This is a genomic window from Arthrobacter pigmenti (genome assembly GCF_011927905.1).
Classification (GTDB): domain Bacteria; phylum Actinomycetota; class Actinomycetes; order Actinomycetales; family Micrococcaceae; genus Arthrobacter_D; species Arthrobacter_D pigmenti.
Genome location: NZ_JAATJL010000001.1, coordinates 359,942 through 376,064 on the forward strand (window position 1 = coordinate 359,942; position 16,123 = coordinate 376,064).

Below are 16,123 nucleotides of genomic sequence, written 5' to 3' on the forward strand. Positions count from 1 at the left end.
TCGTTGTGGGGTGGTGGGGGTTGTCAGGAGTTAGCCCATTGCGCAGGCGTTTGTTCTGCGGTGGGTGCTCATGGGTGGAATATCAACGAATTGTGGTGGCTGCTGGTGCTGGCTGGGTTGAGTACGGATCTGTGTTTTCCTTTCCCTTTTGGGGTTGGGGTGCGTGGGTTGTGGAAAGGCGTGGTTGGTGGTGGTGGTTTCATCGTTTGGCACACTGTTGGGTCCTGAGGCAACAGGAGCCTGACCCCCTTTGGATCTCGCACGTTGTGTGGGTGTGGGGGTTTGGTTTGTGGGGTTTCTGGTTTTCCTGGGCATGACTTGCCTGCACTTGTTTGGCTTCCTTTTTTGGGGGTTGGGTGTGGGTGGTGTGTTTACTGGGGTTGTTGTTTGAGAACTGCATAGTGGACGCGAGCATCTTATTTTTTGTGTATGCACGCAATCGTCGTGGATGGTGATTCGTTGTTTCTGCCTGTGTGGTGGGGGTGGCGTGTTGTCTTCTGGTGTTGGTTGTGTGTGTTCGTCAAGTTTTTAAGGGCACACGGTGGATGCCTTGGCATCAGGAGCCGAAGAAGGACGTGGGAATCTGCGATAAGCCTGGGGGAGTTGATAACCGAACTTTGATCCCAGGATGTCCGAATGGGGAAACCCTGCTGCGCGTACTTGGTGCGACGTGGTGACCCGTATCTGAACACATAGGGTACGTGGGGGGAACGTGGGGAAGTGAAACATCTCAGTACCCACAGGAAGAGAAAACAATAGTGATTCCGTTAGTAGTGGCGAGCGAACGCGGATGAGGCTAAACCAGTGGTGTGTGATAGCCGGCGGGCGTTGCATCTCTGGGGTTGCGGGACTTTCCGTATCAGTTCTGCCGGGCTGGTGAAGTGAGTGCAGGCGTATAGGTGAACGGGTTTGAAGGCCCGACCGGAGTGGGTGAGAGTCCCGTAGCTGTAATGCGTGCTGCCGCTTGGAGAGTATCCCAAGTAGTACGGGGCCCGAGAAATCCCGTGCGAATCTGCCAGGACCACCTGGTAAGCCTAAATACTCCCTGATGACCGATAGCGGACCAGTACCGTGAGGGAAAGGTGAAAAGTACCCCGGGAGGGGAGTGAAATAGTACCTGAAACCGTGTGCCTACAATCCGTCAGAGCTTCCATCCATTTATGGGTGTTGGGGTGATGGCGTGCCTTTTGAAGAATGAGCCTGCGAGTTAGTGTTACGTCGCGAGGTTAACCCGTGTGGGGTAGCCGTAGCGAAAGCGAGTCTGAATAGGGCGATTCAGTGGCGTGATCTAGACCCGAAGCGAAGTGATCTACCCATGGCCAGGTTGAAGCGACGGTAAGACGTCGTGGAGGACCGAACCCACTTCAGTTGAAAATGGAGGGGATGAGCTGTGGGTAGGGGTGAAAGGCCAATCAAACTTCGTGATAGCTGGTTCTCCCCGAAATGCATTTAGGTGCAGCGTTGCGTGTTTCTTGCCGGAGGTAGAGCTACTGGATGGCCGATGGGCCCTACAAGGTTACTGACGTCAGCCAAACTCCGAATGCCGGTAAGTGAGAGCGCAGCAGTGAGACTGTGGGGGATAAGCTTCATAGTCGAGAGGGAAACAGCCCAGACCACCAACTAAGGCCCCTAAGCGTGTGCTAAGTGGGAAAGGATGTGGAGTTGCTTAGACAACCAGGAGGTTGGCTTAGAAGCAGCCATCCTTGAAAGAGTGCGTAATAGCTCACTGGTCAAGTGATTCCGCGCCGACAATGTAGCGGGGCTCAAGTACACCGCCGAAGTTGTGGATTTCAAATAATAATCTAGCTACCCCTTTTTGGGGGTTGTTCAGGTGTTTGGAGTGGTAGGGGAGCGTCGTGTGGGCAGTGAAGTCGCGGTGTAAACCAGCGGTGGAGCCTACACGAGTGAGAATGCAGGCATGAGTAGCGAAAGACGGGTGAGAAACCCGTCCGCCGAATGATCAAGGGTTCCAGGGTCAAGCTAATCTGCCCTGGGTAAGTCGGGACCTAAGGCGAGGCCGACAGGCGTAGTCGATGGACAACGGGTTGATATTCCCGTACCGGTGAAGAACCGCCCATACTGAACAAGGGATACTAACCACCCTAACCATCTCCCCGTGGTCTTCGGACCCAGTGTTGGTGGGGCGCGTGGGACCTGATCTTGGGAGGTAAGCGTATTAACAGGTGTGACGCAGGAAGGTAGTCGGGCCGGGCGATGGTTGTCCCGGTCTAAGGATGTAGGAGGGATCATAGGTAAATCCGTGGTCCTGGTTTTGATACCGTCTCTGAGACCCGATGGGCCCCACTTTTGGTGGGGATCCGATGATCCTATGCTGCCTAGAAAAGCATCGGCGTGAGGTTCTAACTGCCCGTACCCCAAACCGACACAGGTGATCAGGTAGAGAATACTAAGGCGATCGAGAGAATTATGGTTAAGGAACTCGGCAAAATGCCCCCGTAACTTCGGGAGAAGGGGGGCCCCAACCGTGAACCACACTTGCTGTGGGGAGGCGGATCGGGGCCGCAGAGACCAGGGGGAAGCGACTGTTTACTAAAAACACAGGTCCGTGCGAAGTCGCAAGACGATGTATACGGACTGACTCCTGCCCGGTGCTGGAAGGTTAAGAGGACCGGTTAGCACCCTCGTGGTGCGAAGCTGGGAATTTAAGCCCCAGTAAACGGCGGTGGTAACTATAACCATCCTAAGGTAGCGAAATTCCTTGTCGGGTAAGTTCCGACCTGCACGAATGGAGTAACGACTTCCCCGCTGTCTCAACCATAAACTCGGCGAAATTGCACTACGAGTAAAGATGCTCGTTACGCGCAGCAGGACGGAAAGACCCCGAGACCTTCACTATAGTTTGGTATTGGTGTTCGGTGTGGCTTGTGTAGGATAGGTGGGAGACTGTGAGACCCGGACGCTAGTTCGGGTGGAGTCATCGTTGAAATACCACTCTGGTCACTCTGGATATCTAACTTCGGCCCGTAATCCGGGTCAGGGACAGTGCCTGATGGGTAGTTTAACTGGGGCGGTTGCCTCCCAAAAAGTAACGGAGGCGCCCAAAGGTTCCCTCAGCCTGGTTGGCAATCAGGTGTCGAGTGTAAGTGCACAAGGGAGCTTGACTGTGAGAGAGACATCTCAAGCAGGGACGAAAGTCGGGACTAGTGATCCGGCGGCACATTGTGGAATGGCCGTCGCTCAACGGATAAAAGGTACCTCGGGGATAACAGGCTGATCTTGCCCAAGAGTCCATATCGACGGCATGGTTTGGCACCTCGATGTCGGCTCGTCGCATCCTGGGGCTGGAGTAGGTCCCAAGGGTTGGGCTGTTCGCCCATTAAAGCGGTACGCGAGCTGGGTTTAGAACGTCGTGAGACAGTTCGGTCCCTATCCGCTGCGCGCGTAGGAAATTTGAGAAGGGCTGTCCTTAGTACGAGAGGACCGGGACGGACGAACCTCTGGTGTGTCAGTTGTACTGCCAAGTGCACCGCTGATTAGCTACGTTCGGATGGGATAACCGCTGAAAGCATCTAAGCGGGAAGCCTGCTTCAAGATGAGATTTCCATACACATAACGTGTGAGAGGCCCCCAGCCAGACCACTGGGTTGATAGGCCGGATGTGGAAGCGAGGACTAACGACTCGTGAAGCTGACCGGTACTAATACGCCGATAACTTGACACCACACAAAACACATAATGCTACGCGTCCACTATGCGGTTCCCAACCAACAACCCCACCCCCCCCCCAACCCAACCCACCACACGGCGGGCAAAGGCGGGGCCGGTACCCGGGGAAAAACCAACAACACAACTACATACACACAAGTTGTAACAACACAGACTTCCCACCCCCACAACCACCGAACACACCAGTAAACACGGTAAACACGGTAAACACCCAAGGGGGACGGGAAAACGAGTTACGGCGGTCATAGCGTGGGGGAAACGCCCGGTCCCATTCCGAACCCGGAAGCTAAGACCCACAGCGCCGATGGTACTGCACCCGAGAGAGTGTGGGAGAGTAGGACACCGCCGGACAACCATTACAGAAGGGCCTCACCAACGCTGGTGAGGCCCTTCAACACTTAACCAGTGCAACACCCCACCCCAGCAAAAGCCGCTACCTACCCCCCTCCAACATCGCACGCCAACACCCCAGAACCACCGGTAAAGTCAAGGTATGAGCGACTTGTTCTCCCATGCGGATCCACTGCCTCCCGCGGACGACTCGGCTCCGGCAGCGAGGACCGTTGCGGTTCATGTTCCTGCAGAGATCGAAAGAGCCTGGGCTGGCTTCACCGAATACATCCATCTGTGGTGGCCGGCAGCTTACTCAGGGTACGGCGAGGGCACCCATGTTGCCTTTGAGGATGGTTTGCTCCTCGAAGAGAACGAGGAAGGCACGCAACAGGTATGGGCTCGAATACGCGAGACAGATCCACCCCGGATGCTCGAGCTTAGTTGGGTTCTTGCCGGAGATCCCACCCAGCCCACAAGAGTAAGTGTTCAGCTCGAATCGATTGACGAAGGCACCACGGTGACGTTGGTGCATGACGGTTGGGCTTCCGGAAGCGGCGGCAGCCTGCAGTACGAAAAGTACAGCGATTGGCAAGCCATCCTCGCACAGTATCGGCGGTTCATGGGCGGAGCCGTGTGAGTCTCTCCAAAGACCGCAGCCTGAACGAACAGCTCGCTGCCGAACTCAGGGGCATGGTCCATCCGTCACGAGTCCTCTCGGACGCGGCTTCGCTTGTGCACTACTCCCGCGACTTGGGGCCGTTTGAATCGGCGCCTATGCCAGCCATCGTCGTGCTCGCTGAAAGCGTGGAGGAGGTGCAGCACTCGGTGCGAGTGGCCGGGTTACGGAGAGTGGCAGTTGTTCCGCGCGGGGCTGGAACGGGTTTGTCCGGGGGCGCTATGGCGCTTCAAGGATGCATCATCCTCAGCCTCGAACGAATGAACCGCATCCTTGAGATCAGGCCAATGGACGAAATGGCCGTTGTCGAGCCTGGAGTGATCAACGCAGATCTGAACACAGCAGTCGAGCCGCATGGGTTGATGTACGCCCCTGATCCGGCAAGCCACCGTATTTCGACCATCGGCGGCAACGTTGCCACGAATGCGGGCGGACTTCGCTGCGCCAAGTACGGGGTCACCAGGGATTCGGTCCTCGCCCTCGACGTGGTGCTCGCCGATGGAACCCTCATTCACACGGGTCATGACACCTTCAAGGGAGTAGCTGGCTATGACCTGACTGCCCTGTTTGTCGGTTCGGAAGGCACACTTGGCATCATCGTCGGGATAACGGTCCGATTGAAGTATCTCCCCGTGCGGTCACGTACACTTGCCGCGTTCTTCGACGACGTTCCCGCTGCGGCGGCAGGGGTCCTGGCAATCGGCACGGCGCGAGTACAGCCAGCCGTCCTGGAGCTCCTTGACGGGAACACCTTGCAGGTCCTGGATAGCGCTTACGGTTCAAATCTTCGGCGCCGCGGCGGATCCCTACTGCTGATTCAAACCGACGGGTTCGGCGCAGAAGCGGAAGCTGAGGTCGTACGGGAGGCGCTGGTAAACCTCGGTGCGAGTGTAAGTGCCGAGAGTGGCGGCGAGGCTGAGAGATTGCTTGACCTACGACGGAACGCGCGAGGCGACGACGTGGAGGACGAGTTCCGGGTTGGCGAAGACGTCGCAGTCCCGCGATCCAAGCTTGTGCATTACGTCGCGGAGCTAGAACGTATGGCGCGGGACCACAACGTGCTGCTGAAAGTGGTTGCGCACGCCGGCGACGGCAACCTGCATCCGACGTTCTGGATCCGGACGAGTGAAGGCGACGCCGGCCTTGCCCGGCTGGATTCTGCACTGGACGAATCTATAGGCGCGGCGCTTGCGTTGGGCGGCACGATTACAGGTGAGCACGGTGTAGGGGAATACAAACTGCGCTGGCTGTCCTGGGAACAAGGTGCTGATCTGCAGCGTATCCAACGCGGGATCAAGCAGTTGTTCGACCCTCACGGCATACTCAATCCTGGTAGGGCAATAGCGTAGGGTCCTGACGCAGGCAGGCCATGCGGGAAGCGGTACGACAGACGGTCACGTGCAATCCCGGGGTATCTCTACCCGGCGGATAGACTTATCGCAGCTATGCCTCGTAGAACACGAGGCAACATACAGAATGGGGAAACCGACATGTCAGACAACACAACCGGCCGGCCCGGAGACCACAACGACCAGGACGACACCTCACGGTACCCCGCAGGGCAGCAGTGGCAGCAGCCGTCATCGAACGAGCCGGCGCCGGCTAACCAGTCCTACGGGCAGCCCTCCGGTTATGGCCAGCCGCAGGGAGCATCGCCTTACGGCGGACAGGGCGGCTACGGTGGCGGTTACGGACAGCCGGCGGAGAACCCCGGCAAGACGCTAGGCATCGTCGGTATGATCTGCTCGATCATCTGGCCGATCTCGATCGTAGGTTTGATCGTCTCGATCATTGCGATGGTCAAGTCGAAGAAGGCTGGCATGGGTAACGGCTTCGCGCTTGCCGGGATCATCATCGGCGCGATTGGCGTGGTCACCGGCATCCTTACAATCATTCTCATTATCGTCGGCATTAGCGCAGCGGCGGAAATCTGTAACGAGCTTGGTTCCGGCACTCACATCTACCAGGGCACCGAGATCACCTGCCCGTAGGTATGTCAGTTACGCGAAGCGCTCCTATGGTTCATTTCTAAGAACCATAGGAGCGCTTGGTTTAAGCCCATGAATGCTGCATTCCAGGTTCAGGAGTCATTGCTTCCGGTGATGATGTCCATAGTCTTGGTGTCAGCAGTGAGCATGATCGCGGCCTCGTCGCGACGGTGCCGCAGCACCGAGTCGAGATAGGACTGCACGGCTTCCGCAAGCGGCACGTTCCGGTCCTGCTTCTCGGACATGTACCAGCGGTGCTCCAGAACCTCGTGAACAACCTCCGCGGGCTCGAGCTTGCCGCCCAGCTCGCGGGGGACTGCCCGCACAATCGGCTCGAACACATGCGCAACCCATTGGTGTGCACTGATTTCCTCATCCACACCCGGGTTGTTATCCGCACGGTACGCGTCCATGTCATTGAGGAGTCGGCGGGCCTGGTTCTCCTGGGCGTCAATGCCCGTGAGGCGGATCAAGCGGCGGCTGTGATGTCCGGCGTCGACCACTTTGGGCTGCAACTGAATCTGGGACGTCTCGGAAACTGTCTTGATCGCATACTCTTCAACGTCGAAGCCGAGCTCGTTGAGCCGCCGTATGCGGGCGTTGACTCTCCATCGCTCACCGAGTTCAAAGGACTCCTGCTCAGTGAGTTCCGCCCACAACCGGCGGTAACTGTCCATGATGAGCTCGCTGGTGGCAAGGGGATCAACCTTCTCCTCGATGAGGCCTCCCTCGGCCAGATCCATGAGTTCACCGGCGATGTTCACCCGTGCGATCTCGAGGTCGTATTCGCGCTGCCCGTTGGACAGTTCCGGGTAGAGCTCACCGGTTTCCGCATCGACGAGGTACGCAGCGAACGCTCCGGCGTCGCGACGGAAAAGCGTGTTGGACAGCGACACATCGCCCCAGTAGAAGCCGATCAGGTGCAGACGGACCAGCAGGAGTGCTTGTGCATCGATGAGGCGGGTGAGCGTGTCCTTCCGCAGCATCTGGGAAAAGAGCGCGCGGTAGGGCATGGAGAACTTCAGGTGCCGGGTGACCAGCACAGGATTGAGGTCTGCGCCGTCGAGGCTCTTGCGGCCCGAAATGACTGCGACGGGCTCCACGCATGGAACGTCGAGACGCTGCAGTTTCCGCAGCATGTGATACTCATGACGGGCAATGTGTTCGCTGGTTTCCTTGACGGCGATCACGGACCCGCCCAGGTGCGCGAACCGGACGATGTGGCGGGAGATGCCTCGCGGCAGCGCCGCCAGGTTCTCGGCCGGCCATTCTTCCAGCGCGAGATGCCACGGCAGATCCAGCAACTCCGGGTCGGTGGCCGCGGCGAGGATATTGAGGGATCCGAGTGAACCTTCGTTGAGTGCGCTCCTGGACCGCGGTAGCTTTCCGGGCTGCTCGTAGTCTGTGGGCTCGTTGTGCCAGTTGGCTTGTGTCGAGTCAGTCATTGTGTGAGATGTCCTAACAAAGACGATGGCCCCCGTCGGTTGAGTTTACCGTCAACCAACAGGGGCCACCGCGTGAGCCTACAAGGCAGTCCGCTTGTGCTTAAGGCAAGTTACACGTGGTCCGCCAGGCGGAGCCCGTCCTTGGTGTCGAATAGGTGAACGTGGCCCTGCGAAGGCCGAACGAAGACTGTGTCCCCCTTCATTGGTGGGCGGCGCCCATCAACGCGTGCCACCATGTCATGGGTCTCGCCGTTGATCTCCGTGTGGCCGTAGAGGTAGGCGTCCGCACCGAGCTCTTCCACCACGTCAACCTCAACGCGGAGACCCTCTCCGGTGGGAGCAATCTCCAGGTCCTCGGGACGGACACCCAGTGAGACGGTACCGCCGTGCGCTGCGCTCAAAACCTCGCCGGGAACGGGATAAGTGATGTCGCCGAACTTCACGCCGCCGTCCGCAGTGGGCAGCTCCAGAATATTCATCGCGGGGGAGCCGATGAAGCCGGCCACAAACACGTTCTGGGGGCGTTCGTAGAGGTTGCGGGGAGTGTCGACCTGCTGCAGGATCCCGTCCTTGAGGACTGCAACGCGATCGCCCATGGTCATGGCTTCGACCTGGTCGTGGGTCACATACACGGTGGTGACTCCGAGGCGGCGGGTTAGCGATGCGATCTGCGTGCGGGTCTGGACACGAAGCTTGGCGTCGAGGTTGGACAGCGGCTCATCCATGAGGAATACCTGCGGGTTACGCACAATCGCGCGTCCCATGGCAACACGCTGACGCTGGCCACCGGAGAGAGCCTTGGGCTTGCGGTCAAGGTACGGCTCGAGGTCGAGAAGCTTTGCAGCTTCGCGGACGCGCTGCGCACGCTCTTCCTTGGATATGCCTGCGATCTTCAGGGCGAAGCCCATGTTGTCGGCAACGGACATGTGCGGGTACAGCGCGTAGTTCTGGAAAACCATCGCGATGTCGCGGTCCTTCGGCGGAACATCGGTGACGTCGCGGTCGCCAATGAGGATACGGCCCGAGTTGACGTCTTCGAGGCCTGCAAGCATTCGCAGGGAGGTGGACTTTCCGCAACCGGAGGGTCCAACGAGAACGAGGAATTCGCCGTCTGCGATCTCGATGTCGAGCTTGTCTACGGCGGGCTTCTCGGTGCCCGGGTACAGGCGCGTAGCCTGGTCAAACGTTACCGTTGCCATTTTTCTTTTCCTTTTCACGGGCAGGTACGTGCCCGACGATCCGTTGTGAATGGAGAGTATTCAGTTGTGGCGGCTCAGTCAGCAGGCCGAAATGCATCAACCGTGAACTGGGTCACAAGATGAAAGTATGGCACGAACTTACGCAGAGGCGCCAGCACGACGGAATGTGACCAGCTCCTGAAGCACATGAACAAGCTGTTCAGGTGAGGTGATGCGGTAGAGGGCAGCAGTTTCGCCTTCGCCTACCTTGATCCCCACATCCGGGGCTTTCAGGGTCTTGAATGCGTGCTCGTCGGTGACGTCATCGCCGGCGAAAATCACCGCTGTGGCGTTCGTCAGTTCACGCAGGCTTTGTAGACCCCTGCCCTTGTCCGCCTGGACGACAGAAAGTTCAAGCACGTTCTTGCCGTCAGAAAGATGCAGGTCTTCCAGCGACGCCAGCGCGTCCCGGGCCGCGGCGGTTGCCGCTTTGCCTGTCCCTTGGTCGGCCGTCCGGGTGTGGAGTACGACGCCGGCCGGCTTGAGTTCCAGCACGGTCCCGGGATGTGCGTCCACTACGTCCTGCACCGCGGCGGTTGCCCGGCGGAGGATCGACGCCTGCGATTCGGTAAGCTCAAGCGGCGCGCCGTCCGGCCCCGTCCAGGTTTCGGCGCCGTGGCTGCCGATAAGCAGGGTTTCCGGTTCGGGAGAGGCAACCAGCCGCAGGCTGTCCAACGCGCGCCCGGAGATGAGCGCCGTCGTCGTACGTGGTATTTGCGCCAGCTCCCGCAGTGCCGCCGTAGAACCGGGGAGTGCTCGTGCGTCTTCGGCGCGATCGACAAGCGGCGACATGGTGCCGTCGAAGTCGAGGGCAACCAGGAGGTGGTCGGTTGCCGCGGCGGTGGCGAGCGCCGAGAGCAGTTCGGGGCTCAGTGTCTCAGACAAGGACTTCCTCCCGGGTGCCGTTCTGGAGTTCGGAAAGGAACGCCTTGGACCAGCGTTCGACGTCGTTCTGCAGCACTTGCCGGCGCATGGTGCGCATGCGGCGGGTGGCTTCCGCCGGGCTCATCTCCAGTGCGGTGCGGATGGCCGCCTTGAGCCCGTCGATGTCGTGCGGATTCACGAGGATGGCCTGGCGGAGGGTGTCTGCAGCCCCGGCGAACTCGCTGAGCACCAGCGCGCCGCGGTTGCCGGTCCTTGCCGCAACGTATTCCTTGGCAACCAGATTCATGCCGTCGCGCAGGGCAGTCACGAGCATGACATCCGCAGCCAGGTACAGTGCCACCATCTCCTCGACCGGATAGCTGTGGTGGAGGTAGCGGATGGCGGTGTTCTTGATCGTGTCGTATTGGCCGTTGATGCGGCCGACCGACCCTTCGATCTCTTCGCGCAGCAGCCGGTACTGTTCGACCCGTTCGCGGCTTGGACTCGCCACCTGGATCAGGGCCGCGTCCTCGACCTGGACCTTTCCGTCCGCCAGGAGCTCCTCGTAGGCCTTGAGCCTGTGACCGATGCCTTTGGTGTAATCGAGCCGGTCGACGCCCAGGAGGATGTGCTTCGGATTGCCGAGCTCCCGGCGGATCTCACGCGAACGCTCAATGATGTCCGGCCGGTTTGCAAGATCGACGATGCGCTGCACGTCGATGGAGATCGGGAAGGCTTCGGCCCTTGAGATGTAGTCGTGGGCGCCGTCCTCGCCTTTGACCTGCACCTGCTGCTGCCGTACGGCCAGTCCGAGGAAGCGGCGGACGCAGCGCAGGAAGTTGCTGGCATCGCTTGGACGCTGGAAGCCGATCAGATCCGCCCCGAGCAGGCCCTCGATGACCTGGCGGCGCCACGGAAGTTGCGCGTAGATTTCCAGCGGCGGGAAGGGGATGTGGTTGAAGAAGCCGATTTTCAGATCGGGGCGGGCCTTGCGCAGCAGTTTTGGCACCAGCTGCAACTGGTAGTCCTGGACCCAGACCGTTGCACCCTCCGCCGCGATTGCTGCGGTGGCATCGGCGAACCGTTCGTTGATCTTGCGGTACGAGTCCCACCAGTGCCTGTGGAACTCAGGTGGAGCGATGACGTCGTGGTACAGCGGCCAGAGGGTGGCGTTGGAGAAGCCTTCATAGTAGAACTCGACATCGTCAGCGCTCAGCGGTACCGGCACGAGCCGCATGTTGTCGTGGTCGAAGGACTCGAGCGTCTCATCGGATGCGCCGTGCCAGCCGACCCACGCGCCGTCGGCCTTTTCCATTACGGGGGCAAGCGCGGTGACCAGGCCGCCAGGGGACCGACGCCAGGTGCCGTTGCCGCCGTCGTCGTTCACCCGGTCCACCGGCAGCCGGTTGGACACGACAATGAACTCGAACTCACCGTACGTGGTATCGCCTGATCGCATACTGTCACCCCTGAAATTTAGTAGCCCTACTGATGACTTTAGCCGGTCCCGCGGTTGGGGGACGGCCAGAAAGTCATCAGGGACGTCACCTAAAATGGTGGGGAAGCCCCACTGATACGGACGAGGACTGATGACGCCGAACAATTCCCAACCGAGCAAGGCCCAGCGCAAGTCGGAGGCACGCGAGCAGGCGCGGTTGATGCGGGAGCAGCAGGAACGCAAGGAGAAGCGGGCGTCATTCCTGATCAAGTGGGGTGTTGTGGCCGCGGTCGTGGCGATCCTAGTCATCATCGGCCTGATCGTTGTCGGCAACATACGCAACCAGGTGCCCGACGCCGGCTCGGCCCCGGCACACGGCAATGAATTCGGTGGGATCACGCTGACCTCTACCACCGACTTGGAGGAAACGTCGGTGGAGCAGGTGGATGTCGCAACCCTCCCCGAAGAGGCGAACCCGGCCGACCTGCCGCCGGGCGTCGCGGCATCCGGCCCGGACGAACCCGTACAGGTGGTGGCCTACGTCGATGTGAATTGCGTGCATTGCGCCAATTTCGAGCGGACCCATGCCGAGCAGGTCGAGTCGTGGCTGAATGAGGGTGCGATCACGTTCGAGTACCGGAATGTCGCCTACCTGGACCCGAACTCGCAGACGCAGTACTCGTCGCGGGGTGCCGCTGCGCTCGCCTGCGTCGCAGATATCTCGCCGGAAGCGTACTGGGACTTCTCCGTTGCGCTCTTCGGCAATTTCGAGAACGGTGAGCTGAACGACGGCGAGCTGGCGGAGATGGCTCAGGCCGCAGGATCGGCGGACATCTCGGGTTGCCTGGCTGAGAACACGTTCCGCCCGTGGGTGAAGTACACAACGCAGGCGGGAGAGGTTCACGGAGTTGGCGGAACCCCCACCGTGTTTGTGGACGGAGAGGAAATCCCTGACCCGGTCAGCGATTTCGCCACGGTCACCCAGGAGAAGATCGACGCCAAGAACTGATCCCGGAGCGCCGTCGCTGATTTCCCGGCAGCGGCGGCGCTGGGCTAACCTTGTGTAGCGCTGTTTTATGTACGACGACGGCGCCCGCTGGCTCAGCCAGTCCGCCTCCTTAGCTCAGTTGGCCAGAGCACCTGTCTTGTAAACAGGGGGTCGCCGGTTCGAATCCGGCAGGGGGCTCCATACACAGGCTTGGAAGTAGCCCGGTTGCGCTTCCCTCAGCTACCCGTCGCTCAGTCCGTTTCAAAGGCGCTTCACTTGGCTCGCTGGAACTATTCCTCGGCGAGCCGTTGTGCGAACGCCTCGGCGCGCAGCTGCTGCTCCGTCACAATCGTGCCCGGGAGGTGGCCGCCGTCGTCGATCATGGCGCGTAATTCTGCCACCGAATAGGGGTGCGGATGCCTTGAATGGGCCATGAAGTGGCAGTTGGGACACAGCGGGATGAGGTCAGCTACGGGGTCGAGCTCGTAGCTGACAGTGAGCTGCGCAGCCGGCACAACGTGGTGGACGTGAATGAGGTCCGTGGCTCGCTTACCGTACTTGACCTCGAAGTCGAATCCGCATGCCCGGCACTGGGAACCATGGTGGGCAACAGCCACCCGGGTGGCATCCGGGTCATGTTCGAATCGGTTGACGAAGGACCGTTTCAATGCCTGTGCCGGCAGCATGCCGGACGGTGGATCGATGGAAGCGCTCGCCGGTGCAACGTGCTCCGACCACAGTGTGCGCATCGGACCTTCGTACTCCGGCGGAAGGAGCTGCGTGGCAGGTGGCTTGCTCCAATTGACCTCCGGGACGGCCTGGAGCAATCGATGAATGGGAATGCCGTCTCCAAAGGGGAGCAAACAGTCGAGTTCAAGGAGGGCGTCACCAGCGCCGTCATTCGGATCGCTGGTGAGGATGCCGTGCCCGGTAACACCCCACCGGTGCGGATCGCCTTGGCCCAGGAGCCACGCGTCAGAGCGCAACGGCAGCTCGGCTAGGCCTTCGATCGTCCACTGGAGCACCAACCCGCCGGTCTCCTGAACGCGCTGGACCGCCCCGGGGTAGTGGCCGGGCCACCCCCGATGATCCGGCGACCAAGTGAGGACCACGGCAGTCATGACACCAAGTGTGCCACCATCGCAAGGCTGGACGGGAAGTATGCTCGGAGCATGGGGGAGACATCGACACCGCTAGCCGGCGCATTCTTTCGGATGGTTCTGTTCGGCGGCTTCGTTGGAGCGCTTGTGCCCGTCGGCATGCACATCATCACGACGTTCGGTTCGGCTTTTCCACACATTCTTACCGTGATTGCGCACTCTTGCATCGGCTTCTCCATCGGGCTCGTCGTGGCTGGATCAGCCGCGGGGCCGGCCGTTGGACTCCATACACTTGCCGCTACTAAAGCCCCAAAGCTTTGTATTCCTGGAGCGGCCCTCGGAGGCGCTGCAGGCCCAGTCATCGGATCGAGTCTCCTGTTCGGATTGCCCGTGCCCGGATTCCTGTCGGTACTCGCATGGGCGTTCCTCCTGGCCAGTGCTGCTCTGACGGCGATCTACTTCACGAAACCGCTGCGGTCGTCAAACGGCAGACAGGCGACTGACCGGCGCCCGATCGGCTAATCCCGCCCGCCGGTGCGGGCGCGCTCTGCGTCTGCGGCGAGTTCGGCGTCAACCTTTGCCTGCTTCGCCTTGGGGCTGAGCAGGCTGACGACGACGGCGGTCAGCAGGACTCCAACGATCACAGCGAGCGAAAGGTTGGTGTCAATTACGGGGACCCATCCGATGTGCTGGCCGCCGTTGATGAACGGCAGTTCGTTCTCATGCATGGCGTGGAAAATCAGCTTCACACCGATGAACGCCAGAATCAGCGACAGCGCGTGCTTGAGGTAGACCAGGCGCGTCATCAGCCCGCCGAGCAGGAAGTACAGCTGGCGGAGACCCATCAGCGCGAACAGGTTCGCGGTGAACACGATGAACGGGCTTTCGGTCAGGCCGAAGATCGCCGGAATCGAATCCACGGCGAACAACAGGTCGGTCAACCCGATCGTGATGAACACGATCAGCATCGGGGTGAAGACCTTCTTGCCGTTGACCACGGTCCGCACCTTGCCGCCGTCGTAATGCTCCGACATCGGCAGCACACCGCGCAGTTTGGCGATGATCTTGTTCTCTTTGTCCTCTTCCTCTTCACCGGAGTCCTTGGCCTGGTGGTAGGCGGTCCAGAGCAGGAACGCACCGAAGATGTAGAAGATCCAGGAGAAGTTACTGATCAACGCGGCGCCGAGGAGGATGAAGATACCGCGCAGCACCAGGGCGATGATGATACCCACCATCAGCACTTCCTGCTGGTACTTCCGAGGCACCGAGAAGCGGGCCATGATGATGATGAACACGAACAGGTTATCGATGCTCAAGCTGTACTCAGTCACCCAACCAGCCACGAACTGTTTCCCGAAGTCATCGCCGGCAATCAGGAACATGAGGACCGCGAACGCTGAAGCGAGACCAACGTAGAAGCCGACCCAGAGGCCGGCTTCCTTCATGGATGGTTCATGGGGGCGCTTCACTACGAGCAGCAAGTCCAACAGGAGCACAAGGCCCAGGACGACGAAGGTGCATATTTCGAAGGCAAGGGGCAGTTCAAGCACTGGGAAGTCCTCTCATAGACCAGGACCAAGTCTCTCCACCGCGAGCAGGCGCGGCCGCTACGCTCGGTAGACCTTCTGGATCTACGTATTGACGTTCGTAGCGCTGAGGGATACTCCCTTGCGTTCGGGTAAGCCTACAGTGTTGCCAACCAACCGCCGTCGTACCCGACCCTCTAACATGTCTCCGACGACGGCAGAAGGCTCAGGACCTCCTGGAGACGTGAATCCGGCAGCCAAAGCGCTGCGTTCCAGCCCGCGCGCCGCGCAGCGTCCACGTTCGCCTGATCGTCATCGATGAGACAAATTCGCTTCCCTGCGATGCCTATCCGCCGTTCGATAGTCCGGTAGAACTCGGGATCCGACTTCCTGCAACCCAGATCGGCGGCGTAGTGCATGCGGTCGAAATGATCCTGCAGGCCGAGTTTCTCCCATAAGTGCTTCGCTCGGTGATGCTCCTGCACGGTCGCCAGCTGGGTTGACATGCCAGTGGCACGCACTGCGTCGATGTCGGCGAGCAGACGGCGATCCAACTCCGAGTCGTTCGCGAACCAGTACTCCACGAAGTCGCCACAGGACACGTCCGGCGCGATGTCCGCTAACACCGGCCCTAGCCGCTCAAGGAGATCCGCCCGGCCAGTGACGACGTCCTCGAAATGCGTATCGAAGAACTCACGTTGGAGCTCGTCGGGATCGATCCCCAATTCCCCCTGCAACGTGGCATACCAGACACGCCCCGGCGGCTGCCGGATCAGGACGCCGTCGACGTCGACCATCAGCACTGTTGGCATGCTCACCACCCGATCACCCGCAACAGAC

The 16,123-nt window shown here is 60.1% G+C and carries 12 protein-coding genes, 1 tRNA gene and 2 rRNA genes; 8 read left to right on the forward strand and 7 right to left on the reverse strand.

Features of this window, described 5'->3' with window-relative positions; all coding sequences use genetic code 11:
- Nucleotides 1-518 precede the first annotated feature (518 nt).
- From BJ994_RS01755 to BJ994_RS01775, 5 genes are all read left to right on the forward strand, one after another.
- Nucleotides 519-3,682: ribosomal RNA gene (locus tag BJ994_RS01755) — 23S ribosomal RNA — on the forward strand.
- A gap of 239 nt (nt 3,683-3,921) precedes the next feature.
- Nucleotides 3,922-4,038, forward strand: a 5S ribosomal RNA gene (rrf, locus tag BJ994_RS01760).
- A 142-nt stretch (nt 4,039-4,180) separates the two neighbouring features.
- Complete coding sequence (locus BJ994_RS01765) at nt 4,181-4,657, forward strand: SRPBCC domain-containing protein (protein ID WP_167990810.1); 477 nt, start codon at nt 4,181-4,183, stop codon at nt 4,655-4,657.
- 53 nt (nt 4,658-4,710) lie between these two features.
- The gene (locus BJ994_RS01770) at nt 4,711-6,045 is read left to right on the forward strand and encodes an FAD-binding oxidoreductase (protein ID WP_167995784.1); all 1,335 of its coding nucleotides are present in this window, start codon (nt 4,711-4,713) and stop codon (nt 6,043-6,045) included.
- Between the two features lie 141 nt (nt 6,046-6,186).
- Nucleotides 6,187-6,687, forward strand: coding sequence for a DUF4190 domain-containing protein (locus tag BJ994_RS01775; protein WP_167990813.1), 501 nt, complete (start codon nt 6,187-6,189; stop codon nt 6,685-6,687).
- An 89-nt stretch (nt 6,688-6,776) separates the two neighbouring features.
- Here the strand turns inward: BJ994_RS01775 and BJ994_RS01780 are convergent, their stop codons facing one another.
- The 4 genes from BJ994_RS01780 to otsA all read right to left on the reverse strand — a co-directional run bounded on the left by BJ994_RS01780 (nt 6,777) and on the right by otsA (nt 11,690).
- Nucleotides 6,777-8,129, reverse strand: coding sequence for a DUF4032 domain-containing protein (locus BJ994_RS01780; RefSeq protein ID WP_167990815.1), 1,353 nt, complete (start codon nt 8,127-8,129; stop codon nt 6,777-6,779).
- Nucleotides 8,130-8,239: 110 nt separating this feature from the next.
- Complete coding sequence (locus BJ994_RS01785; protein ID WP_167990817.1) at nt 8,240-9,328, reverse strand: ABC transporter ATP-binding protein; 1,089 nt, start codon at nt 9,326-9,328, stop codon at nt 8,240-8,242.
- A gap of 138 nt (nt 9,329-9,466) precedes the next feature.
- The gene (gene otsB, locus BJ994_RS01790) at nt 9,467-10,252 is read right to left on the reverse strand and encodes a trehalose-phosphatase (protein ID WP_167990827.1); all 786 of its coding nucleotides are present in this window, start codon (nt 10,250-10,252) and stop codon (nt 9,467-9,469) included.
- Nucleotides 10,245-11,690, reverse strand: a complete 1,446-nt coding sequence (gene otsA, locus BJ994_RS01795) for an alpha,alpha-trehalose-phosphate synthase (UDP-forming) (protein WP_167990829.1) — start codon at nt 11,688-11,690, stop codon at nt 10,245-10,247. The genes otsB and otsA overlap by 8 nt, the downstream gene beginning before the upstream one ends.
- A 130-nt stretch (nt 11,691-11,820) precedes the next feature.
- On the opposite strand from otsA, the gene BJ994_RS01800 reads away from it, so the two are divergent.
- Nucleotides 11,821-12,678 (forward strand): DsbA family protein, encoded by an 858-nt coding sequence (locus BJ994_RS01800; protein WP_245192223.1) that lies wholly within the window; start codon nt 11,821-11,823, stop codon nt 12,676-12,678.
- A 103-nt stretch (nt 12,679-12,781) separates the two neighbouring features.
- A tRNA-Thr gene (locus tag BJ994_RS01805) sits at nt 12,782-12,858 on the forward strand.
- A gap of 89 nt (nt 12,859-12,947) precedes the next feature.
- Here the strand turns inward: BJ994_RS01805 and BJ994_RS01810 are convergent.
- The gene (locus BJ994_RS01810; RefSeq protein WP_167990832.1) at nt 12,948-13,778 is read right to left on the reverse strand and encodes an HNH endonuclease; all 831 of its coding nucleotides are present in this window, start codon (nt 13,776-13,778) and stop codon (nt 12,948-12,950) included.
- A gap of 51 nt (nt 13,779-13,829) precedes the next feature.
- Here BJ994_RS01810 and BJ994_RS01815 point away from each other — a divergent pair, with 51 nt between their 5' ends.
- Entirely contained in the window at nt 13,830-14,279 is a 450-nt protein-coding gene (locus BJ994_RS01815) for a hypothetical protein (protein WP_167990835.1), read from the forward strand.
- Here BJ994_RS01815 and BJ994_RS01820 read toward each other — a convergent pair.
- Both BJ994_RS01820 and BJ994_RS01825 read right to left on the reverse strand, forming a co-directional pair.
- On the reverse strand, nt 14,276-15,307 hold the full coding sequence (locus BJ994_RS01820; RefSeq protein WP_167990837.1) for a TerC/Alx family metal homeostasis membrane protein: 1,032 nt from the start codon (nt 15,305-15,307) through the stop codon (nt 14,276-14,278). The genes BJ994_RS01815 and BJ994_RS01820 overlap by 4 nt on opposite strands.
- A 173-nt stretch (nt 15,308-15,480) precedes the next feature.
- Complete coding sequence (locus tag BJ994_RS01825; RefSeq protein WP_167990840.1) at nt 15,481-16,095, reverse strand: HAD-IA family hydrolase; 615 nt, start codon at nt 16,093-16,095, stop codon at nt 15,481-15,483.
- Nucleotides 16,096-16,123: the final 28 nt, after the last annotated feature.